The sequence below is a fragment of the Mesorhizobium sp. USDA 3734 genome (assembly GCF_056279665.1).
Genome location: NZ_JBWCCW010000001.1, coordinates 3,295,084 through 3,314,822, shown reverse-complemented (window position 1 = coordinate 3,314,822; position 19,739 = coordinate 3,295,084). Strand labels below are relative to the sequence as shown.

Below are 19,739 nucleotides of genomic sequence, written 5' to 3'. Positions count from 1 at the left end.
TCGCCAGTCCTGGCCGCCGTTTGCGGCCGGAGCCGTCATCGGTCTCGTCGTCGGATGGCTGCTATGAGCGCGATCATCGGTATCGTCGCCGGCCTGACCGGCGTTCCACGCCCAATCGCCGCCATCGTGGCATGGGCGGCCATCGCTCTCGCCGTCTCGGGAACCGTCTTTGGCGGCTACGAACTCATCAAGCATTGGGGCGCTGACGAGGTCCGCGCCAAGATCGAAAAGGAGAATACCGATGCGATCCACAAGGGCATTGACGCTCGCATGTCTCTTGACGAGTGCATTGACGCTGGGGGCGTGTACGACTTCGGGCGTCAGCGGTGTGACGCCGCTACGCTCGGCCCTCGGTAACAGCCTTGCAGGGGCGCAAGGCAAGACGGTCACCGATCAGAACAAGATCGACCTCACGATGGCACCGGGCTGTGCCGTGAAGCTCTACACCCGCGCGGAATGCGACCGCCACACCAAGGCCAGCGCCGCGCGCCGGGCCGAACTGAAATCCTGACAGAGAGAGCGACGGGGCCCGATGGCTGAAACAGATCCGCGCGAGTTGCCGCAGCGTTGGCGGGAACTCGACAAGCGCACCATTGAATGGATTGCCCGTCTCAATGAGGACGAACGGGAACGGCTGATCGAGGTCAGCCACCTGGACGAAAAGGAATCAAGGCGCCTCAAGAAGTTTCTGTCCCTGCCAGACGACAAATGGGATGCCGGCTTCAAGATGGTCACGAGGTCGGCCGTGATCAGTGGCGCCATGCGCTCGATCCCCAAGTTCGTTCTCGTGCTAGCCGGCTTCCTCGTCGCACTCAACCAAATCTGGAGTTACGTGTCCCCCTACGTCATGAGGTCGTTCAAATGACGCTTCGCGAGAAAATCCATGCGTTCGACTGGCGCTCGGCCGTGATTGCCGCTCCCATCGCCGTGTTGCTGGCCTGGCTGGTCAACGCTGCCATAGACCGTGCGCCGCCGATCGATTTCATCTCCGCCACCGCCATGGAAAAGTCGGCTCCGGCAGGCGGAACGATCGACATCCACTTCGACGTCTACCGCCATCGCATCTGCCCGGTGATCAAGTCGGCGCGCACGCTGACCGATTCGACGGATACCGAGCATGCCGTTGCGAACTACACGTTCGCCTCGAACACCAGACCGGGTCGCGAGACTTATGACAGGACGATCACCATCCCTGATGCCGTCCATCCCGGCACCGCCTTCTACGTGATCAGGCTGAGCTACGCCTGTAACTTCACCCACAATCTGGGCTGGCCCATTATCGTGGCCTCGCCGCGCGTCTATTTCCGCGTGACGCCGAGCGAGACGCAAGGCCTCAACCTGCCGCCGCTGCCTGGCCGGGCCGGCTAAGTCATCCGCGCCCGGCGGTTCCGGGCATTTCATCAAAAGGAGAAGACTGAAATGTCCACAACCATGCGTGCCAAGATGCAGGTGCAAAAGGTCGACCGTTTTGTCGGTGGCGATCGGATCACCATGAACGCTGTCGCGGCCAAGGCCTATCCGGCTGACGGATCCGACGAGGATAACAGCTACGCCAAGTTCTCGCCGGCCGGAGAGTTGAGCCTTACCATCGCCAACCCTGCTCTGATCGGCAAGATCGAGCCTGGCCAGAAGTTCTATCTGGACTTCACCCCAGCAGAGTGATGATCGCCGCCGACAAATAGGAGCTGCCCCGGTTCGCCGGGGCGGCTTTTTTATTGGTCCCGCAACATGCCACAGGCCCGGGCGGCAGCCAGGAACGCCTTTCTCGCGTCGTCGGGCGTCTTGGTGCCTTCCTTGGCGGCGATGCATGCTTCAACGGCGGCGCGCCACTTTGCCCCGCGCTTGTCCCACTCCAACAGCTCCTCCGCTGCAGCATCGACGTTGTTCACCTGACGCGTCATGCCGATGCGTTTTGTCCGAACGGGTACGGGAGGCGAGAACCATAGCATCGTCGCTGTTGTATATGTGGCGGCGCTAAAATTGCGTCAATGTCACCTTGACGACGTATTGCAGGAACCTAAGTGCCAGATCGAGCTTAAGCCTCAATGAGCACACGCGGTATCAACTTTCTAGATCGTTGGATCGCCAACAACGTTCCCGAGACCACGAAAGCGGACGTCATCTCTGTTGACGAACTGACGCACAAGCTGATCGCCGACGCCAAGTCGGTCGGGATCAAGCGAGAGGAGATCGACGAGGAGGTCGACAGCCTCTATCGCACCATACTCGATGCCATCGTGCACTACGATGCCGGCCTGCCTGAATGACGCCTATGGGCTTCAGTTGGTGGGGCCTTTGCGCTTTGCCGCGGCTGTCACCGATGCAGGTCCATCGATGAGATCGAGAAATGAGCGCATCGCCGTCACCATCATTCGTGCGCCGTTTTCGTTCAAAGTGAAGGATCGCTTCCCCTCAGCAGTCAGCAGCCCAACCAGGCAAACCTTGGGATTGTCTCGGTCATCGATATCGATTGTTACGCCCGATACCCCAGGCAGCAACACGTCCTTTGGCTTCTTCGGCATCACAACAATCGCCTTGACTCGTTCTCACTCCGTTCCCATTTTGGTCGGGCCTCGATCCTTGTCAATGAGACGACCCTAAAATGTGTGGACGCGTTTTCGTAAAATCGACAATCCCAGACATGGTGCGGCGCTTCGAGTTCGCCCACCCCGGCGATGTCGAGCGCCTGGGGAACGGGTTCCCGATCTGGAACGGTGCGCCCAGCCTGAACTATCCGATCATTATCCGCGAAGAGCTATCGACCTCCATGGCCGGCTTCGTGTCCGCCAAGTGGGGCCTGGTCCCAGGCTGGGCGCGCGATGGAGGCGGTCGCCCGCCGCCCGTCAACGCCCGCTGCGAAACCATCGCGACCAATGGCCTGTTTCGCAAGGCGTATGCCTCACGCCGGTGCCTGGTGCCGGTCGACGGCTACTTCGAATGGCAAAAGCTGGACGCCTCCGGCAAGAAAAAGCAGCCCTATGCCATCGCCATGAAGGATGACGAGCCGTTCGCCATGGCCGGTATCTGGGAAGAGTATGCCGACAAAGTGACCGGGGAACTGGTGAGAACCTTCGCAATCACCACCTGTGAGCCGAACGAAATGATGGCCACGATCCACGATCGGATGCCGGTTATCCTGGCGCGGCAAGACTACATGCGCTGGCTTGGCCCCGAGCCAGATCCGCGCGACCTGATGAAGCCCTATCCGTCCGAATTGATGAAGATGTGGCCGATCGACAGCAAGGTGGGCAGTCCTCGCAACAACACGCCTGATATCATCGACGAGATCGGCCTCGGGCCGACTGACCTGTTTGACGTCTAGAGGTAGCGGTCGCCGTCGCTGCGGTGCTCAAAGCAGAACCAATGCGACTCGCGGCGGGGCCGCGCGAAACCCCATCCTGCGACCCTACCACAACCTTCGTGTTCGCACGTGTGGCCTAGCACTCTGACGCGGTCGCGCTGTGCCGGTGTCATGCCCTCGGCAAGTCTCGATGGTTCATCGCTCATGGTGAAAAGATTCCACAGTCAGGCTTGACGGGCAAGGAAAATGTTCCTTTTCTGTTCTCATGGCGCATGATCCGATCGACACGCTGGGCAAGGCGACCCGGCACAACATGCTTGTGAAAGCAGAATGCAGCTGCGGCAATGTCCGCTACTGCAGATCGGCCGATCTGATGATGGTCTACGGCGGTGGCGTCGATCCGCTCGCGCTGAAGTTCGACTGCAGCCGCTGCAAGCCACAGATCAAGATCACGCTTCTCGAGGTGCATCCGGAACACCTGCCCAAGCGCCTGATGATACACAAGCCAATGAAGGTCGATGGCAAGATCACCTGGTACACTGAGCGGTTTCGGGGATGAGCGAACGCCTCAAGGTCCGCTTCGCCTACCAACGCGGCTGGCAAGTCGTGGATGGTAGTTCGATCCTGGAGACGTTCGAGACGAAGGAAGATGCTTTCCAATATCTGGTCGACCGCGGCGCCCGCGTTCATCTTCAGTGGAGCAGGACGATCATCGCCGGAAACTCGAAGCCATGCGATTTCTCAGCAGAATTCCAGAGCAAGTATGTCGGCCGGATCATGATGGAACTTCACCCGCCCTCCAAGGGTATCTGGAACTGGTATCAGGGATCATCGAGAGGATCGGTGCTGACCAAGGATGAGGCTGTCTTCGGGGTCGAGCGTGCCTATACACGGATCGTGGTAAAGGCTGACTATCCGAAATAGAAAGCGCCCAGAAAGCGCCCAGATAACCATCGCAAGCGCCCAGTTTCAGGTGATGTAACTGGGCACAAACGGCACGAAAAAGCCCGGGAATGCGCAGTTTCTGCGGTTTGAACGCTCGTTTACACCGAAGATGTCGGCGGTTCGAGCCCGTCATCGCCCACCATTCCAATCGCAATTCATCCACGGCCGAGTCAATGGCGAAGATCGCGGTGCGGAGTGGCTGGCCTTCCATCAGCCGCTGCATCACAAACCCGCAGCAGATCGGCATGGATGTTTCTGGAGTTCAACAGCTCCGCGGCTTCCGGATAACCCTCAGCCAGCAATGCGGCCACGATCTCGGCTGGCGAGTGGTGAACACCACCCTCGGCCAAAGCATGAGCCCGCTGGTAGATATGGCTGGTTCTGATTTCTTTGGTCATTCCCAAACATCCCCTTAGATCAGCACTTGGTGAACAACCTTTGAGACGCGAAGTTGTTCCGCTGCAACTTGTGGGGGAATATTGGTAACTAATGCGCGGGCTATGAATCTGTCGCTTGAAGTATGGTTCTCATTCCCGCTCGTCGTCAGGACTGAGCGATCCATCGTCATCCCTGCAACGATCAAGGCGGCAGGAGCCGGAAGTCGTTACCCTCTGGCAGCAACTGCCCGCCATCGACAATGATGGTCGTGCCGGTGATGTAGCTGGCATCGTCGGAGGCGAGGAACAAGAAGGCGTTGGCGACGTCGCGCGGGCTGCCGAGGCGGCCGAGCGGAATCGAGTCCTCCATGTTCTTGATATAGGCCGCGCCGCGATGCAGTTCGATGGCTTCGGTGAGGATGTTGCCGGGCTCGACACCGTTGACGGTGATGCCGTAGCCGGAGAATTCCAGCGCGGCGGCACGGATGAAGCCGTTGATGCCGGCCTTGCTGGCCGAATAGTGGCCATGGCCCGGGCTGGTGACATGCGGGCCGGTGATGGACGAGGTGTAGAGCATGCGGCCAAAGCCTTGCGCCTTCATCGGCACCAGGGCCGCGCGGCTGGCATTGAAGGTGCCGCGCAGATTGACCGCCATGACGCGGTCCCAGTCGTCGGCGCTGGTGTTCTCGATCAGCTGCCAGGGATAGATGCCGGCATTCTGCACGATGATGTCGAGGCGGCCATGGAGTTTGAGCGCCAGCGCAACGGCGGCCTCGGCGTCGCTCATTTGCGAGATGTCGGTGCGGATGAAGGGGACGCCCAGCTCGTCAGCGGTCGCTTGCCCGGCCTCGACCTCGGTATCGGCCAGCACCAGCTTCGCGCCTTCCTCGGCAAAGCGCAGCGCGATGCCCTTGCCGATGCCGCGGGCGCTGCCGATGACCAGCGCCACCTTGTCTTTCAGCCGTCCGGTCATGCCAGCCCCTCCTGTCATGCGAGTCTTTGGCGAATGGTTTGCTTGAAAGCGTCGAGCAGCACGGCGGCCAGCACCAGCAGGCCGTGGATCACCTGGGTGAAGTTGGCCGGCAGGCCCATCAGGTTGATCGCCGTGTTGATGGCCGACAGCAGCAGCACGCCGGCATAGACGCCGGGCAGGGTGCCGACGCCGCCTTTGAGGCTGACGCCGCCGATGACGACGGCGGCGAAGGCGTTGAACAAAAGGCCGACGCCGAGATTGGCGGTAGCGCCCGAAGTGCGGATCGCCAACAACCAGCCGGCAAGGCCGGCGATGGCGCCGGCGAGAACGAAGGCGATGATGAGATTGCGGTTCACCCGGATGCCGGCGCGGAAGGTCGCCGTCTCGTTGCCGCCGATCATCACGAGATGCCGGCCGAACGGCGTCTTGGCCATGATCAGCGAAAAGACGACGAAACAGGCCACCGCGATCCATGCGGTGAGCGGCAGGCCGACAAGGCGCTGGATGCCGAACCAGCGGATGGCCGGCGCCAGGTCCTGCGCCGAGCGGCCACCCGAGATCACCAGCACGAGGCCGCGCACCCAGATGTAGGACGCCAGCGTGATGATGAAGGCGCTCATCTTCACCTTGACCACGAGGTAGCCGTTGAAGGCGCCGATGAGGCCGCCGACGGCCAGCGCCAGCAGCAGCGACACCGGAACCATCAGCCATTCCGGATACAATTGAACGCCCAGCCCTATTCCGGACGAGCAGAACAGGATGCCGACCGCCATGGCGCTGAGCGCGGCCACCGATTCCACCGACAGGTCCATGTGACCGGCGATGATGACCAGCGCCAGGCCGATCGACATAACACCCAGCACGCTGGAAGCCTCGATGATGTTGGCGAAGATGCCGAGCTGGAAATAGTTCGGGACGAAGATGGAGAAGACCACCAGCACGAACAGCAGCATGAACCAGACGAGGTTGTCGAGAACGAACTCCAGGGCTTTGCGTGTGCGCGGGTTCATGTAGGTGATCCGGTTGGCGCCCCCGCGAAATCAACTCGATTTCGTCGGGTTAAGGCGCGGATTCAAATTCGCCACAGCGTCCTTTCGGACGCGGCGCTGTGAAAGGGCAGGCTCCGGGCCGCTACGGCCCGGAGCGCTTTCAAATGACTATTCGACCGACTTGACGGTGTCCGTCGGTGGCTTCTGGTTGCCCCAGAAGGCCGGGTTGTCGACATTTTCCTTGGTGATGGCGGCGCCGGGGATCTTGATGTTCGGCCCCCAGGCTTCCTTGGTCACGGTCGATTTCAGGCCTAGCACGTCGTATTCGCCGGGCTTGATCTCTTCCTTCTTGGCGATCTTGTCCATGAACATGGCGACGGCCGCGGCCTGCGCGTAGAGCGGCTGCTCTATTTCGGCGTTGAGCCAGCCCTTGCGGATCAGGTCGAGGCCGACCGGAGCGCCGTTCGAGCTCATCAGCATGACGTCGCCCGGCTTCTTGCCGGCGGCCTCGAGCGAGGCGACGGCGGCGACCGAGAGGTGCGCGGCATGGCTGAAGATCAGGTCGATGTCGGGGTTCGCCAGCATCTGGTCGGCAACGATGGTGCCGGCATTGCTGGCTTCCCACTGCATGGCCGGAAGCGAGATGATCTTGACGTCCGGAAACGCCTTCATCTTCTCTTCAAAGCCCTTCTGGATGTCGAGCGTATAGGGGTCGCCCGGATCGCCGAGCACCTGCAGCACCTTACCCTTCACCGAGCCGTTCTTTGCTTTCAGCAGCTTCTCGGCCTGGTCGGCGGCGACGTAGCCGATCTCGACCGTTCCGGCGACAGAGGTGAAGTCGGATGGTGTCGACGTGATCTGGCGGTCGAACTCGACCACCGGGATGCCGGCCGCGCGCGCGGCTTCGATGGACGGCTTCAGTGCATTGAAATCGACGGCGGCAAGGATGATCGCCGCCGGCTTCAGCGCGATGACGTCGTTCATCTGCGATTGCTGGGCGTCGGTCTTGTTGTCGGCGTTCAGCGTCTTCATCTCGTAGCCGGTCTGCTTCAGGAACAGCTCCAGCGCGCTCACCGAGCCGGTCTGGAACTCGTCCAGCAGGGTCGGCACCATATAGTAGACGATACCTTTGGACTGGGCGAATGCCGGCGTGAGCGTGGCAAAGGCCAGTGCAAGGATACCGAAGACAGCAAGAAGTATTCGCTTCATGTCGTTCGCTCCTCTTAAGCCGGACCCCTCTTTTGTCCCTCAGCCTGTCGGTCCGGCACCGGCAAGCGTCTCACCGGTGATCATGTTGATCACCGCATCGGGACTTGTTTTGTTGCGTGCGACATCGCCGGCCACGACGCCTTGCCGGATCACCACGATCCGGTCGGCGACCTGGAAGGCCTGCTGCATGATATGGGTGATGATGACGACGCCGATGCCCTGGTTCGCCACCTGGCGGATCATGTCGAGGCCGCGCCGCGTCTGTTCGACGCCAAGAGCTGCAAACGGCTCGTCGAGCAGCACCAGCTTGCCGCCCCAGTGCACGAACCGGTTGAGTTCGATGGCTTGCCGCTGGCCGCCCGAAAGATGCTCGACATTGGTGCGCAGCGAGGGAATGCGGGTGCCGGCACTGGCCAGCGCCTTTCCAACGACGGCTTCCATGGCGCGCTCGTCGAGCACGGGAATGCCGAGAACCTTCCTGGTGATCTCACGGCCCATGAAGAAATTGGCGACCACGTCGACATTGGTGCACAGCGACAGGTCCTGGTAGACTGTCTCGATGCCAGCCGCCTTGGCCTCGGCGGGCGACCGGGCAAGAAATTCCTTGCCCTCGAACAGCATGCGGCCCGAGGTCGGCTCCAGTCCGCCAGCGATGATCTTGACCAGCGTCGATTTGCCGGCGCCGTTGTCGCCCAGCAGCGCCACGACCTCGCCCTTGCCGATCGAGAAGCTGATCCCCTTCAGCGCTTCGATCGCGCCATAGTTCTTGGTGACGTTGTCGAGCACCAGCAGGGGTTCGTTCATGCCGCAATCTCCCTGGCCTTGAGAAGGTCGCGCTCGCGCTCGCGTTCGGCAGCGAACATCTGCCCGAAGCGGGGTGACAGCACCCCCGAAACCGCAAGGGCGGCGGCGCCGCGCAACACCGAATGTTGCCCGCCGCGCGCGACGACGATCCGAGGCGTCGTGCGATCCTTCCGTGCGGAAACGGAGTTGTGCAGGCCTCCTGCCGAAGCAGCCAGCCGTTCGAGCAGATCGGTGGATGCCAGCCCGCCGAGGATGACCGTCTCCGGGTCGAACAGGTTCTCGATGATGGCGACGGCATTGTGGAAGATCGTGCCGACTTCAGCCACCCAATCGGCCTCGCTGCCGTTCCAGCGCCGGAGCGCCTCGAGTGAGAGGTATCTTTCGAGACAGCCGCTGTTGCCGCACGGGCAAGCCTCGCCGCCGGGAACGACGGGAATGTGTCCGATCTCGCCGGCATTTCCCCAGGCACCGCGCAACGCGCCGCCGTCATGAACCATGACTCCGCCAAGGCCGACGCCGAAATAGAGATAGTAGTATTCGGAAAACCGGGCGCCGAGGCCGTAGAGGCGCTCGCCCATGGCCGCTGCCGCCATGTCGGTTTCAAAGAAGGCCGGCAATCCGGTCGAGGTCGCCAGCCGCTCGCGCAGCGCCACATCCTTCCAGCCGGTCATGGTGGTCGGGCCGACAAAGCTCATGGATTCGACGCCGAACGGTCCGGGCAGGGCCAGGCCGACCCCGAGCACCCGTCCGCCCGCCCGCAGCCTGGTCAATTCGATCACCATCGCCCCGATCAGCTCGAAGGCATGGTCCGGCGCCGCGTTCGGGGCTTCGCGATAGTTGCTCTCGATCACGTCGCCGCTCAGATTGATCAAGGCGGCACTGATGCCGAGCGGGGTGATGTGGACGCCGACGGCATAGCCGCCCTCGGGGTTGATGCGCAGGGTCGCCGGAGGTAGGCCGCGCCCCTTCGGCTCTTCGCGCACCGACAGGATGTAGCCTTGGTCTTCCAGTTCGCGGACGATGGTCGATACCGTCTGGACGGTAAGTCCGACGCGCCGGGCGATCTCGCCGCGGGCGATCGGTCCATGAAGGCGGATGGACTCAAGCACGATGCGCCGGTTGTACGGCCGCCCAAACTCTTGATTGGTCCCCCGCAGTGCCATGACGTGCGCCCCTTAGGAGAGCGTAACTTGGCACCGCTTATTTATTCAGTCAAATGGAATTCAAAAATAAATGACGGCGAAACCCGAATCTGGGGAAGGCCGTGAATGGACACTTCCTGCTCAGGACCTGCTTACGCGCCGCCCTGGCTGATTGCCGCCATGTCGAAACCGTTTCAAAGGTGGGCGAACCCGCGACCGTTGATCCGACAAAGCATGGAGCAAAGATGATCGAATTGCCTTTTGCCCGCGACGAATACCAACAGCGGCTGCGCAAGATCCGCACTGAGATGGCCAAGCGCGGTCTCGAGCTCCTGGTTGTCAATGACGTTGCCAACCAGCATTACATCACTGGCTATGATGGCTGGTCATTCTATACGCCGCAGGTTGTGCTCGTCCCGATCGAAGAGGTCGAGCCGGTCTGGATCGGGCGTGCCATGGATGCGGCCGGTGGTCTTCTGACAGCCTGGATGAAGCCCGAGAACGTGGTTGGCTTCCCGGAAGACCATGTCCAGCGCGTCGATCGCCATCCCATGGACTGGATCGCGAATTGGATCGTTGCGAAGGGCTGGGGTCTCAGACACATCGGCATCGAACTCGAGGCCTACTATTTCTCCCCGAAAGCGCATGCCCGGCTTGTCGCCGGACTTCCCAATGCAAGATGGCATGATGCCGATCTGCTGGTGAACTGGATCCGCGCGGTGAAATCGGCGCCCGAGATCACCTATTTGCGCAAGGCATCGACGCTCGCCGAAGCGGCGGTCACGCGGGCCTTCGAGGTGATCGCGCCGGGTGTTCGTGAGTGCGATGCCATCGCCGCCATTCAGGCGGCGCAAATCGCCGGCAGCCCGGACTTTGCGGGCGATATCACTGCGCTGCCGCCGACAATTCTCGGCGGCGAGAACGCTTCCGCGCCGCATATCATGTGGAGCGACAGGCGGTTCGGGGACAACGAGACGATTGCCCTGGAACTCGCCGGCGTCTGCCGCCGCTATGCCGCCGGGCTGGCGCGAACGATGCAACTCGGCAAGACGCCGACAAATGTCTCGGACACGGCCAAAGCGGTGATCGAGGGCATGGATGCGGTGCTCGATGCGGTCAGACCAGGGACATCAGCCGAGGCCGTCGAGGGCGCCTGGCGCAAGGTCATCCAGCGCTATGGACTGAAGAAGGAGTCGCGCATCGGCTATTCGATCGGTGTCGCCTATCCGCCGGATTGGGGCGAACACACGATCAGCCTGAGGCCCGGCGACAAGACTGTGCTTGAACCGGGCAACGTCGTTCATTCCATCCTCGGCATGTGGATGGACGGCTGGGGCATCGAGATCAGCGAGACCATCCTGGTGACCGAAACCGGCAATGAGACGCTGACGAAGTTCCCGCGAGAGATCCATGTCAAATCCTGAGGGGCCCGCCATGGCGAGCGGTTCTGCGATTCCCGGCACGATCGATATCGATGCCGGAATTCTCGACCGGATGATCGAGATCCGCCGCCATCTGCACCGCAATCCAGAGCTTTCGAACCGCGAAGTCAACACGCAGCGTTATCTCAGGCAGATGCTGGCCGGCAGGGAATTGCCGACATTCGCGACGTGGCGGGCTTTGGCCTGGCGGTTGACATTGTCGGCACCGGCAAGCCGTCAAATCGAAAGCTGGCCATTCGCGCCGACATCGATGCCTTGCCGATCGCGGAGGAGTCCGGTGTCGAATTCGCATCGATAAATCCAGGTGTGATGCATGCCTGTGGCCACGACGCCCACGCGTCGATGGCCTTTGCGGTTGCCACGCATCTTCACCAGTCAAGGGATGGTTTTGGTGGAACCGTCCGCCTGATCTTCCAGCCGGCGGAGGAGGACGAACCGTCGGGCGGCAGACGGGTGGTGGAAGAGGGGCTTCTCGACGACATCGATGCCGCGATCTGCGTCCACGTTGATCCATACACGCCGTCCGGCAAGATCGCCGTCGGCTCCGGCCCGTATACTCTGGCCTGCGATACATTTGACGTTGTCGTCACCGGCTCGGCCGCGCATGCGGCAAAGCCGTATGAGGGCATCGATGCGATCGCCGTGGCCTGCTCCATGGTCGGGGAATTGCAGAAGATCGTCTCGCGTGAGATCGATCCCTACGATCCCCTGGTCATTTCCGTGACCGGCATCAACGGCGGTAACGCCTACAACGTGATCGCCGGCAAGGTCACCTTGAAAGGGACGATCCGCAGCGGCAGCGACGCCACCCGCGAGCGGGCCTGGCGGCGCGTTCGTGCGATGTTGGAGGCAATCGCAGCGGCCCATGGCGCCAGTGTGCAGATCGACATCCACAAGGGCGAACCCGGCGTCGTCAACGACGTCGAGATGACGGAGCTGATTGTCGCCAGTGCCAAGGCCTGCATCGGCGCCGACAATGTTCTCAATACGCCCGGATGGACGATCGCGGACGACTTTGGCTACTACAGCGAGAAACGCCCCTCGGTCTATTTCCGCCTCGGAATCCGAAACGAGGAGGTCGGATCGATCTTTCCGCTTCACCATGCCAGGTTTCGCGTCGATGAGGCCGCCTTGAAAGTCGGTGCCGCCACCCTGGTTTCGGCAGCGACCTCGTTTCTGTCGATGCAACGGGAGAGTGCCGAATAACCAAGGCTGCGCGCACGGCGGCCGAAAGCCGGCGAACGCATCGCCGGCTCAGTATTTGATCGCGCGGTGCCCAGCCATCACCACGGCGGTGAACAGCGAGAAACGGCCCACAAAAGCCGGTAGCTATACGAGCGATCCCTGCGCACTACATAAGAGATATGGAAACGATCTATGCCTTGCTGATCTTCGCTGCGGCCATTGCAATCATCTATGTGGGCGGCAGATGGAACACGTCGGATGTCGACCACTATATGGGCTTCGACAATCTGCGTTCGCGCCGCGGGGGGAAAGCTCCGAACGGCGACAAGGACCCGAAAAAGAAGTGAGGGCAGCGCGGGATGGCTGCCTGAACGCCTGATTGCCTGCGAGCGGGGATAGGGCTGGTCCTGGAATATTGCGCCGCCGATCAGCTCAGGGCTCTGCACCTCAGAGGTACTGGGCGACCTTCTTGCCGACAGTCAGGAAGCGCAAGGGATCGATGGCTTCGCCATTGTGGCGGACTTCGTAGTGCAGATGCGGGCCGGTCGAGCGGCCGCTGCTGCCGGTCTTGCCGATGACGGCGCCGGCGTCCAGTTTCTCGCCCACGGTCACGTCGATCTCGCTGAGATGCCCGTAGCGTGTCGCAAAACCATTGCCGTGGTCGACTTCAACCATGCGGCCATAGCCGCCGTTCCAGCCTGCCTTGGTGACTACGCCGGGCGCGGTGACCTTTGCGGCCATGCCGATCGGCGCCCTGAAATCCATGCCGGAATGCAGTGCTGCGGTGCCGAGGATGGGATCGGTGCGCACGCCGAACGGGCTGGTGACGGAGTGACCCGGCGCCGGGTTGGTCAGCGGCAGCTGGCGTGCTTCCTTCTTGAGGTGGTCGAGCGCATCAAGCGCTTCGTCCAACTCCTTGACCTTGCTGTCGAACATCATCGAGGAGTCGAGCGGGATCAGCGGTCCGCCGACATCGCTATCGTCCTTGCCGAAGTCGCTGTCGACGGGCAGTCCGGCCGCTTGAAGCGCCTGGGTGATCGCGTCGGCACTCTTGTAGGCGTTGTCGGCAAGCGTGCTGATGCGGGTGAGCTGGTCGCTTTCAATGGATTTCAGCGACTGGTTGATCGAGACGAACAATTTGTCGGCACGATCTGCGGCTGTGTCGTTGGGCAGCGGGTCGGAGCGCGTCGACCACAATGAGAACGGCCTGGTGTCGCCGGCGCCAAGGTCGGCGCTCAGGCTGGCGACTGCATAGTTCTGTGCAGATGGGGCGATGCTGCCGGTCACTTCGGCGCGTTTGTCCGGCTTGCCCGCCGCTGCCGGATCTTCGGCCGGCGCCGCGCCGACTTCGTTCTCGGCGCGCTCAAGCAGCGGGCCAAGCCTACCGTGACGCTGGCTCAGCTGGCTCTGGCGTTCAAGCAGTTCGCTGACCTTGGTTTCCATCAATTGCTGGTCGAGCAACTGGCGGCTGGTGATGCGGTCGACCTGGGCGCGAAGCGCCGAAATGCGATCTTCATAGGCTTGCTGCATGCGCGCCTGCCGCGCTGTGGTGGCGCCGATCAAATCGTCGCGCAGCACGAGGTAGGAGGTGGCCATGAGGTAGCCGATGGCAATGGCGGCGAGCGCCGAGCCAAGAAAGGCCACGAGCCAGGGGCGGATCGTGAAGTGCCTGATCTCGTTGCCCCGGGCGATGATGACCGTATGGGGCTCCTTGCGCCTGCCGAAGACTGCTGACTGACCGGTTGCGTTCACGGGACCAAGCTTTCGGTTACGACACCACGAAGCTTGATTACACATTATTAGGGTTAACAAAGGCTTGCGGTACCAGCTTGCCGCCAGCGATTGCCCGTCAGGCGGGCATAAGGTTGTCGGAAGGCGCGTCAGCCGTAAACCTCAAAGCGCGCGAACGGCCTCGAGCACTTCTTCGGCATGGCCCTTGACGCGGACCTTGCGCCAAATCCCGGCGATCCGCCCGTCGCGGCCGATCAGGAACGTCGCGCGCTCGACGCCCATGTATTTGCGGCCATACATCGATTTCTCGACCCACAGATGGTAGGCTTCGATCACCTTGCGCTCCTCGTCGGCCGCAAGGTCGATGGTGAGATTGTATTTAGATTTGAACTTGTCGTGCTTCTTGGCGTTGTCAGGTGAGAGGCCGATCACCACGGCGCCGGCCTTCTCGAACTCCGGCTTCAACTGCGAAAAGCTTATTGCCTCTTGCGTACAGCTCGTCGTGTCGTCCTGCGGATAGAAATAGAGGACAATGGGCTTGCCCAGGGATGCAGCAAGGCTGACTGATCCACCGCCGTCCCGCGGCAGGTCGAATTGCGGCGCAAGATCGCCTACGTCGAGGTCAGCCATACCGATGCCCTTGTTTGTGGTTACGCGCCAAGCCACACCGATATAGTGTCGAGCGGGGATTCGTCCACGATCGAGTTCGTACAACGGAAAATTGCGTGGATCAGGAGCAGCCGCAGCACGAGAAGATCCGGTTCAGGCGTGATGAGATCACCGACCTGGGGACCTTTCCGTCCGCCTGCCGCGTGCCGCCGCTCGGTCAGGCGTCGATCGGACGCGGCTTTCGCCTCCTGGCAAGGGTGTTTGCCGGTTTCGCCAGCCTCGTCTTGTTGGCGGCAGTCGTTGTCTATCTCATCGGTGCGTCCGGCGTCGGTTCCGAACGGCTTCGGACGGAAGCGGAAACGGCTCTCGAGAAACTGGCGGGTGTCGATGTCAATGTCGCGGTCGGGCCCGCCCGCATCACCCTCGACAGTTCGAGTTTCATAGCGCTCCAGGTCAGCGACGTCAGCTTGAAGACATCAGACGGCAAGCCGATGGCCGATGCCGGCCGCGTGCGCTTCGGCGTGCGCCTGATCCCGCTGCTGTGGGGGGATGTGCGGCTGACCAGCGCCAGGATCTCCGATGCCCGCATTGTCGTGGCGGCGATGCCGTCAGGCGGCGACTGGACGGCCGCCCTGCGCAATGCCGACGGCCTCATCGATCCGGAGAAACTGTCCGTTGCGGTGTTCGCAAACGTCAACCGCGCGCTCGATGCCGTGCGCGAAGATTCGCTGCGCCAGATCGATCTACGCAATGTCGAATTCGTGCTGCCCGAAGCCGGAACGATCAAGCTCTTCAAGATCACCGACGCCACCGTCGCGCAGTCGGGACCCGGCGGCATGCAGTTTTCCTCCAGGGCGGATGTCGACGGCAGGACGGTCACCGTTGCAGCTTCCGCCACCCGCGATATCGCGGCACACCGCGTCACGGCGCTGGATGCGAGCATCGATCTGGCTGATGCCGGTGACACGACGGCCGCTGCCGGAAAGTTGGGTGCGGTCGCGTTGAAACTGACAGGATCGGAAGGGTTCGGCGTGAATGCATCGCGGCTGACGGCCGCTGTGTCATCGACGGGCTCGATCCTCGATCTCGGCACGCGCGGGCTGCTGCCGGCAGATGTCGATGTCGATGCGACGCTGGTTGCCGGCAGCAACAAGGTCCAGGTCGACAGATTGCTGCTGAAGACCGGCCGTTCGACATTCGATTTCGCCGGTTCGATCGGGCCGAAGCCGGCAAGCGGAGCGGCGGGTGAGGAGCCGTCCTATCGCTACGACCTGACCAGCGACAGGTCGTCGCTTGCCCCTACGGAGTCACCCGAGCCAGCGCTCACCTTCCTCGCCCGGATTGCCGGTGTCTACAACACGGTGAGCCACAGACTGGTCGCCGAGCAGATCGCGCTTCGATCCACTGCCTCCGGCGAAGTGCTTGGCACCGCCGCCGTGGAGTTCGTCGACGGCAAGGCGCCGGGGATCAATCTGGCGTTCAACATCCACAACATGCAGGTCTCTCACGTCAAGCAGCTGTGGCCATGGTTTTCAGCGCGCAACGCCCGGCTGTGGGTGCTGGCCAATCTGTTCGGCGGCCGCGTCGTCGACGCCAACCTCCAGTTCCAGGTCGTGCCGGGCCGCCTGGGCAACGGCGTGCCGCTGTCCGCCGATGAGGTGTTCGGCCGCTTCCAGATCGAGGGATCGCGCTTCGACACCGCCGGCCGCATCCCGCCGATACGTGACGCGATTGGCGTTGTCGGCTTCCACGGCAACGATGTCGATATCTCCCTGTCCTCGGGCACCGTCTATATGCCCAGCGGTCGCACCGTGGCGGCCAGCAACGGCACGCTGACAGTCAAGGCGGCCAACCGCCCGCCGGTCGTCGGCGCGCTCGATATCGACGTTGAAGGCGACGCATCCGCTGTTGCCGAACTCGCATCCTACGAACCGATCAACGCCATGCGCCATGTCGGCTTTCTGCCGGAAGACCTGTCGGGCAGTGTCACCGGACACGTCAAGGCGGATATTCCGCTGCAGTCCGGCGTCGACTCCTCGAAACTCGATTGGCTGGTGTCGCTGGACTACAGCGGCATGTCGTTGGCCAAGCCTTTCGAGGGGCAGGTCGTGACGGATGCCGATGGTTCGATCACGGTCGACCCTGTAAAGGCGGTGATCTCCGCCAAGGCGTTGCTGAACGGCATTCCGGCCGAACTCGATCTGATCGAGCCGCTCAGGGATGACGGGCCGGCGCGCAGCCGCAAGGTGGCCCTGGTGCTCGATGACAAGGTCCGCGCTGCCGCCATGCCCGGTCTGAAGCCGCTGCTTGGCGGAACGGTGAAGGTCGCGATCGACAAGAGCGGCAGCGGCGACCAGAACGTTTCGGCCGATCTGACCAATGCCAGGCTGGACATTCCCTGGGCGGGTTGGAGCAAGGGGGCGGGGGTTCCCGCCAATGTCACTTTCGTCATGACCAAGTCCGGCGACACCACGACGCTGTCCGACTTCGATCTCGACGGCAAGACGTTCTCCATCGACGGCAGCATCGTGCTGGTCAATGGCGCGCTGTCGTCGGCGCGGTTCAGCAAGGTCACCTTGAACCGGGGCGACGACGTCGCGGTATCGGTGAAGCGATCCGGCAAGGGCTATGCGGTCGACATATCAGGCAGCGCGCTGGATGCACGCTCGCTCATCAAGCAATTCACCTCGGACGTCGATACAGCCACCAAGACGACCGGGTCCGATGCCATTTCGGTCAGCGCCGATGTCGATCAACTGACCGGTTTCCACGACGAGCAATTGTCCAATTTGAAGCTCGACTATAGCGCGGCCGGTTCGCGGGTGAACGGGCTGAAGGTCAGCGCCACGGCAAGTTCGGGCGCTGCGATCAGCATCAGCAACACCACTGGCGCCGGCCGGCGCGCGCTCAACATGCAGTCCGCCGACGCCGGCGCCATCCTCAGGTTCCTCAACATCTACGAGCATATGGAAGGCGGAGCGATCACCCTGGCGCTGGCGGGACCGAGCGACGGATCGCTGAAGGGCAAGGTCGACACCAGCAACTTTTTCGTCGTCAATGAACCGAAACTTGCCTCCATCGTCTCGACCACGCCGGCCGGCGACAGCCGCAGCCTCAATCAGGCGGTCAAAGGCAAGCTGGACACGTCGCGGGTGAAGTTCGAACGCGGTTACGCCGAGATCGACAAGGGCGGCGGATATCTGAAACTGGCCAATGGCGTGCTGCGCGGCCCGCGCATCGGCACGACGTTCCAGGGCACGCTCTACGACCAGAACAACAACATGGACATGACCGGCACGTTCATGCCGGTCTATGGCCTCAACCGTATCTTCGGTGAATTGCCCATCGTGGGCGCGCTGCTCGGCAATGGCCGCGACCGGGGCTTGATCGGTGTCACCTACCGGCTCAGGGGCAATGCCAACAAGCCGCTGCTGGACATCAATCCGCTGTCGGTGATCGCGCCCGGGATATTCAGGTCGATCTTCGAGTACCGGTGATCGAGGTCAAATCGGCCGCACTAGGATGTGCTTTTTCCTGCCCAGAGAAAGCTTTACGACGTTTTCCGGACTCAAATCCTCAGGGGTCACCAGCCGGCGCTCGTCGCTGACCGGCTCGTCGTTCAGGCGCACCGCGCCGCCCTGCACATGCCGCCGCGCCTCGCCGTTCGACGCCGCCAATCCGGCGGTGACGAGCAGCGACAGGACCCCGACGCCGGCTTCGAGCGCAGCCTTGTCAACCTCGACGGTCGGTAGTGATTCAGCGAGCGCGCCTTCCTCGAACGTCTTGCGCGCCGTATCGCTGGCTCGTTCGGCGGTTGCGCGGCCGTGCAGCAAGGCGGTGATCTCGGTGGCGAGGATCTTCTTCGCCTCATTGATTTCGGACCCGCCGAGCCGCTCAAGCCGCGTGACCTCGTCCAGCGGCAGCGTCGTGTAGAGTTTCAGGAAGCGGGCAACGTCCGCATCCTCGGTGTTGCGCCAGTACTGCCAAAATTCATAAGGGCTCAGCATCTCCGCATCGAGCCAGACAGCGCCCGAGGCAGACTTACCCATCTTGGCGCCCGACGAGGTGGTGAGCAGCGGCGTGGTCAGCGCATAGAGCTGCGCGTCCTCCATGCGGCGGCCGAGATCGATGCCGTTGATGATGTTGCCCCACTGGTCGGAGCCGCCCATCTGCAGGCGGCAGCCGAGACGCTTGTAAAGCTCGACGAAATCATAGGCCTGCAGGATCATGTAGTTGAATTCGAGGAACGACAGCGACTGCTCGCGATCGAGCCGCAGCTTGACGGAATCGAAGGCCAGCATGCGGTTGACGGAAAAGTGACGGCCGACGTCGCGCAGGAAGTTGACGTAGTTGATCTCCATCAGCCAGTCGGCGTTGTTGACCATGATGGCGTCGTTCGGACCGCTGCCGAATTTGAGGTAGGGCATGAAGTTGCGGCGGATGCCGGCGAGGTTGTCGTCGATGTCCTGCGGGGTCAGCAGCTTGCGCGCCTCGTCCTTGAACGACGGGTCGCCGATCATCGAGGTGCCGCCGCCCATCAGCGCGATCGGCCGATGACCCGTCTGCTGCAGCCAGTGCAGCATCATGATCTGGATCAGCGAGCCGGCGTGCAGGCTTTTGGCGGTCGCGTCGAAGCCGATATAGGCCGTCACCGTCTCCTTGGCGAAGAGATTGTCGAGGCCGGCATCATCCGACGTCTGGTGGATGAAACCGCGCTCGCTCATCGTGCGCAGGAAATCGGATTTGAAGGCGGACATTGTTTCTTTCCCGAAAGCGCCCGGCCGCTGTGGCTCAGGCGTGCATGAACGCGGGCGTTTAGCATCCAAGCGCGATCAGCAAAAGTGGAATCCGGTTTTGCGTCTGATCGCGCTCCAACAAGGACTCGCGATCGGCAAAAGTGGTTTCCGGTTTTGCGGCCCGCGCGGATGGCGTTGCGAATCCTTGCTTCGCCGTTTTGGCTGGCGTATTGAGGCGCCGCGCAGGGGGCAGGGCCTGAAGCGCCGCGACGGGGCCATCCCGCAGATCAGATCCG

General features: G+C 62.2%; 24 protein-coding genes. 13 read left to right on the top strand and 11 right to left on the bottom strand.

Features of this window, described 5'->3' with window-relative positions; all coding sequences use genetic code 11:
• Positions 1–63: 63 nt before the first annotated feature.
• Genes ACZ89F_RS16150 through ACZ89F_RS16130 form a run of 5 tightly spaced genes read left to right on the top strand, consistent with a single transcriptional unit; the run spans position 64 to position 1,662 of the window.
• Positions 64–357 (top strand): hypothetical protein, encoded by a 294-nt coding sequence (locus ACZ89F_RS16150; protein ID WP_476092926.1) that lies wholly within the window; start codon positions 64–66, stop codon positions 355–357.
• Entirely contained in the window at positions 329–511 is a 183-nt protein-coding gene (locus tag ACZ89F_RS16145) for a hypothetical protein (RefSeq protein ID WP_476092924.1), read from the top strand. The genes ACZ89F_RS16150 and ACZ89F_RS16145 overlap by 29 nt, the downstream gene beginning before the upstream one ends.
• A 21-nt stretch (positions 512–532) precedes the next feature.
• Complete coding sequence (locus ACZ89F_RS16140; protein WP_476092922.1) at positions 533–865, top strand: hypothetical protein; 333 nt, start codon at positions 533–535, stop codon at positions 863–865.
• The gene (locus ACZ89F_RS16135) at positions 862–1,368 is read left to right on the top strand and encodes a hypothetical protein (RefSeq protein WP_476092921.1); all 507 of its coding nucleotides are present in this window, start codon (positions 862–864) and stop codon (positions 1,366–1,368) included. Before ACZ89F_RS16140 ends, ACZ89F_RS16135 begins: the two co-directional genes overlap by 4 nt.
• Positions 1,369–1,419: 51 nt before the next feature.
• Positions 1,420–1,662 carry a hypothetical protein gene (locus ACZ89F_RS16130; RefSeq protein WP_476092919.1) on the top strand — a complete coding sequence of 81 codons (243 nt, stop codon included), beginning with the start codon at positions 1,420–1,422 and terminating at the stop codon, positions 1,660–1,662.
• A 50-nt stretch (positions 1,663–1,712) separates the two neighbouring features.
• Here ACZ89F_RS16130 and ACZ89F_RS16125 read toward each other — a convergent pair whose 3' ends face one another.
• Positions 1,713–1,949 carry a DUF982 domain-containing protein gene (locus tag ACZ89F_RS16125; RefSeq protein ID WP_476092917.1) on the bottom strand — a complete coding sequence of 79 codons (237 nt, stop codon included), beginning with the start codon at positions 1,947–1,949 and terminating at the stop codon, positions 1,713–1,715.
• A gap of 96 nt (positions 1,950–2,045) precedes the next feature.
• Here ACZ89F_RS16125 and ACZ89F_RS16120 point away from each other — a divergent pair, with 96 nt between their 5' ends.
• Positions 2,046–2,267 (top strand): DUF768 domain-containing protein, encoded by a 222-nt coding sequence (locus ACZ89F_RS16120; protein ID WP_476092916.1) that lies wholly within the window; start codon positions 2,046–2,048, stop codon positions 2,265–2,267.
• Positions 2,268–2,279: 12 nt separating this feature from the next.
• Here the strand turns inward: ACZ89F_RS16120 and ACZ89F_RS16115 are convergent, their stop codons facing one another.
• Positions 2,280–2,522 carry a hypothetical protein gene (locus ACZ89F_RS16115; protein ID WP_476092915.1) on the bottom strand — a complete coding sequence of 81 codons (243 nt, stop codon included), beginning with the start codon at positions 2,520–2,522 and terminating at the stop codon, positions 2,280–2,282.
• Positions 2,523–2,602: 80 nt separating this feature from the next.
• Between ACZ89F_RS16115 and ACZ89F_RS16110 the strand changes: the two genes are divergently transcribed.
• The 3 genes from ACZ89F_RS16110 to ACZ89F_RS16100 all read left to right on the top strand — a co-directional run bounded on the left by ACZ89F_RS16110 (position 2,603) and on the right by ACZ89F_RS16100 (position 4,225).
• Positions 2,603–3,322 (top strand): SOS response-associated peptidase, encoded by a 720-nt coding sequence (locus ACZ89F_RS16110; protein ID WP_476092913.1) that lies wholly within the window; start codon positions 2,603–2,605, stop codon positions 3,320–3,322.
• A gap of 292 nt (positions 3,323–3,614) precedes the next feature.
• The gene (locus ACZ89F_RS16105; protein WP_476092911.1) at positions 3,615–3,860 is read left to right on the top strand and encodes a hypothetical protein; all 246 of its coding nucleotides are present in this window, start codon (positions 3,615–3,617) and stop codon (positions 3,858–3,860) included.
• Entirely contained in the window at positions 3,857–4,225 is a 369-nt protein-coding gene (locus tag ACZ89F_RS16100; RefSeq protein ID WP_476092909.1) for a hypothetical protein, read from the top strand. The genes ACZ89F_RS16105 and ACZ89F_RS16100 overlap by 4 nt, the downstream gene beginning before the upstream one ends.
• A 191-nt stretch (positions 4,226–4,416) precedes the next feature.
• On the opposite strand, the gene ACZ89F_RS16095 is transcribed toward ACZ89F_RS16100, so the two are convergent.
• The 6 genes from ACZ89F_RS16095 to ACZ89F_RS16070 all read right to left on the bottom strand — a co-directional run bounded on the left by ACZ89F_RS16095 (position 4,417) and on the right by ACZ89F_RS16070 (position 9,761).
• The gene (locus tag ACZ89F_RS16095; protein ID WP_476092907.1) at positions 4,417–4,644 is read right to left on the bottom strand and encodes a hypothetical protein; all 228 of its coding nucleotides are present in this window, start codon (positions 4,642–4,644) and stop codon (positions 4,417–4,419) included.
• A gap of 181 nt (positions 4,645–4,825) precedes the next feature.
• Entirely contained in the window at positions 4,826–5,596 is a 771-nt protein-coding gene (locus tag ACZ89F_RS16090; RefSeq protein ID WP_476092905.1) for an SDR family NAD(P)-dependent oxidoreductase, read from the bottom strand.
• Between the two features lie 14 nt (positions 5,597–5,610).
• Positions 5,611–6,606, bottom strand: a complete 996-nt coding sequence (locus ACZ89F_RS16085; RefSeq protein ID WP_476092903.1) for an ABC transporter permease — start codon at positions 6,604–6,606, stop codon at positions 5,611–5,613.
• A gap of 147 nt (positions 6,607–6,753) precedes the next feature.
• On the bottom strand, positions 6,754–7,794 hold the full coding sequence (locus ACZ89F_RS16080) for a sugar ABC transporter substrate-binding protein (protein ID WP_476092901.1): 1,041 nt from the start codon (positions 7,792–7,794) through the stop codon (positions 6,754–6,756).
• Between the two features lie 39 nt (positions 7,795–7,833).
• Positions 7,834–8,598, bottom strand: a complete 765-nt coding sequence (locus tag ACZ89F_RS16075; RefSeq protein WP_352870593.1) for an ATP-binding cassette domain-containing protein — start codon at positions 8,596–8,598, stop codon at positions 7,834–7,836.
• A complete protein-coding gene (locus tag ACZ89F_RS16070; protein ID WP_476092899.1) occupies positions 8,595–9,761 on the bottom strand; it encodes an ROK family transcriptional regulator in 1,167 nt (388 codons plus the stop codon). Before ACZ89F_RS16070 ends, ACZ89F_RS16075 begins: the two co-directional genes overlap by 4 nt.
• A gap of 224 nt (positions 9,762–9,985) precedes the next feature.
• On the opposite strand from ACZ89F_RS16070, the gene ACZ89F_RS16065 reads away from it, so the two are divergent.
• The 3 genes from ACZ89F_RS16065 to ACZ89F_RS16055 all read left to right on the top strand — a co-directional run bounded on the left by ACZ89F_RS16065 (position 9,986) and on the right by ACZ89F_RS16055 (position 12,714).
• Complete coding sequence (locus ACZ89F_RS16065; RefSeq protein WP_476092898.1) at positions 9,986–11,164, top strand: M24 family metallopeptidase; 1,179 nt, start codon at positions 9,986–9,988, stop codon at positions 11,162–11,164.
• Between the two features lie 186 nt (positions 11,165–11,350).
• Positions 11,351–12,388, top strand: a complete 1,038-nt coding sequence (locus tag ACZ89F_RS16060) for a M20 metallopeptidase family protein (protein ID WP_476092896.1) — start codon at positions 11,351–11,353, stop codon at positions 12,386–12,388.
• Positions 12,389–12,546: 158 nt separating this feature from the next.
• Entirely contained in the window at positions 12,547–12,714 is a 168-nt protein-coding gene (locus ACZ89F_RS16055) for a hypothetical protein (RefSeq protein ID WP_476092894.1), read from the top strand.
• A 100-nt stretch (positions 12,715–12,814) separates the two neighbouring features.
• Here ACZ89F_RS16055 and ACZ89F_RS16050 read toward each other — a convergent pair whose 3' ends face one another.
• Together ACZ89F_RS16050 and ACZ89F_RS16045 are read right to left on the bottom strand one after the other, a co-directional pair.
• Complete coding sequence (locus ACZ89F_RS16050) at positions 12,815–14,119, bottom strand: M23 family metallopeptidase (protein WP_476092892.1); 1,305 nt, start codon at positions 14,117–14,119, stop codon at positions 12,815–12,817.
• A 141-nt stretch (positions 14,120–14,260) separates the two neighbouring features.
• Positions 14,261–14,728, bottom strand: coding sequence for a peroxiredoxin (locus ACZ89F_RS16045; protein ID WP_476092890.1), 468 nt, complete (start codon positions 14,726–14,728; stop codon positions 14,261–14,263).
• Positions 14,729–14,823: 95 nt separating this feature from the next.
• On the opposite strand from ACZ89F_RS16045, the gene ACZ89F_RS16040 reads away from it, so the two are divergent.
• Positions 14,824–18,204 (top strand): hypothetical protein, encoded by a 3,381-nt coding sequence (locus ACZ89F_RS16040; RefSeq protein ID WP_476092888.1) that lies wholly within the window; start codon positions 14,824–14,826, stop codon positions 18,202–18,204.
• Positions 18,205–18,210: 6 nt separating this feature from the next.
• On the opposite strand, the gene tyrS is transcribed toward ACZ89F_RS16040, so the two are convergent.
• Positions 18,211–19,464, bottom strand: coding sequence for a tyrosine--tRNA ligase (tyrS, locus tag ACZ89F_RS16035; RefSeq protein WP_476092886.1), 1,254 nt, complete (start codon positions 19,462–19,464; stop codon positions 18,211–18,213).
• Between the last annotated feature and the right edge of the window lie 275 nt (positions 19,465–19,739).

Excerpts from the sequence above, each read along its gene's own strand:
- ACZ89F_RS16130 (WP_476092919.1), top strand. The coding sequence starts at position 1,420 with ATGTCCACAACCATGCGTGCCAAGATGCAGGTGCAAAAGGTCGACCGT.
- ACZ89F_RS16070 (WP_476092899.1), bottom strand. The coding sequence starts at position 9,761 with ATGGCACTGCGGGGGACCAATCAAGAGTTTGGGCGGCCGTACAACCGG.
- ACZ89F_RS16085 (WP_476092903.1), bottom strand. The coding sequence starts at position 6,606 with ATGAACCCGCGCACACGCAAAGCCCTGGAGTTCGTTCTCGACAACCTC.
- ACZ89F_RS16120 (WP_476092916.1), top strand. The coding sequence starts at position 2,046 with ATGAGCACACGCGGTATCAACTTTCTAGATCGTTGGATCGCCAACAAC.
- ACZ89F_RS16100 (WP_476092909.1), top strand. The coding sequence starts at position 3,857 with ATGAGCGAACGCCTCAAGGTCCGCTTCGCCTACCAACGCGGCTGGCAA.
- tyrS (WP_476092886.1), bottom strand. The coding sequence starts at position 19,464 with ATGTCCGCCTTCAAATCCGATTTCCTGCGCACGATGAGCGAGCGCGGT.
- ACZ89F_RS16105 (WP_476092911.1), top strand. The coding sequence starts at position 3,615 with ATGCTTGTGAAAGCAGAATGCAGCTGCGGCAATGTCCGCTACTGCAGA.
- ACZ89F_RS16150 (WP_476092926.1), top strand. The coding sequence starts at position 64 with ATGAGCGCGATCATCGGTATCGTCGCCGGCCTGACCGGCGTTCCACGC.
- ACZ89F_RS16065 (WP_476092898.1), top strand. The coding sequence starts at position 9,986 with ATGATCGAATTGCCTTTTGCCCGCGACGAATACCAACAGCGGCTGCGC.
- ACZ89F_RS16140 (WP_476092922.1), top strand. The coding sequence starts at position 533 with ATGGCTGAAACAGATCCGCGCGAGTTGCCGCAGCGTTGGCGGGAACTC.
- ACZ89F_RS16115 (WP_476092915.1), bottom strand. The coding sequence starts at position 2,522 with ATGCCGAAGAAGCCAAAGGACGTGTTGCTGCCTGGGGTATCGGGCGTA.
- ACZ89F_RS16075 (WP_352870593.1), bottom strand. The coding sequence starts at position 8,598 with ATGAACGAACCCCTGCTGGTGCTCGACAACGTCACCAAGAACTATGGC.
- ACZ89F_RS16110 (WP_476092913.1), top strand. The coding sequence starts at position 2,603 with ATGTGTGGACGCGTTTTCGTAAAATCGACAATCCCAGACATGGTGCGG.
- ACZ89F_RS16080 (WP_476092901.1), bottom strand. The coding sequence starts at position 7,794 with ATGAAGCGAATACTTCTTGCTGTCTTCGGTATCCTTGCACTGGCCTTT.
- ACZ89F_RS16095 (WP_476092907.1), bottom strand. The coding sequence starts at position 4,644 with ATGACCAAAGAAATCAGAACCAGCCATATCTACCAGCGGGCTCATGCT.
- ACZ89F_RS16045 (WP_476092890.1), bottom strand. The coding sequence starts at position 14,728 with ATGGCTGACCTCGACGTAGGCGATCTTGCGCCGCAATTCGACCTGCCG.
- ACZ89F_RS16125 (WP_476092917.1), bottom strand. The coding sequence starts at position 1,949 with ATGCTATGGTTCTCGCCTCCCGTACCCGTTCGGACAAAACGCATCGGC.
- ACZ89F_RS16135 (WP_476092921.1), top strand. The coding sequence starts at position 862 with ATGACGCTTCGCGAGAAAATCCATGCGTTCGACTGGCGCTCGGCCGTG.
- ACZ89F_RS16090 (WP_476092905.1), bottom strand. The coding sequence starts at position 5,596 with ATGACCGGACGGCTGAAAGACAAGGTGGCGCTGGTCATCGGCAGCGCC.
- ACZ89F_RS16055 (WP_476092894.1), top strand. The coding sequence starts at position 12,547 with ATGGAAACGATCTATGCCTTGCTGATCTTCGCTGCGGCCATTGCAATC.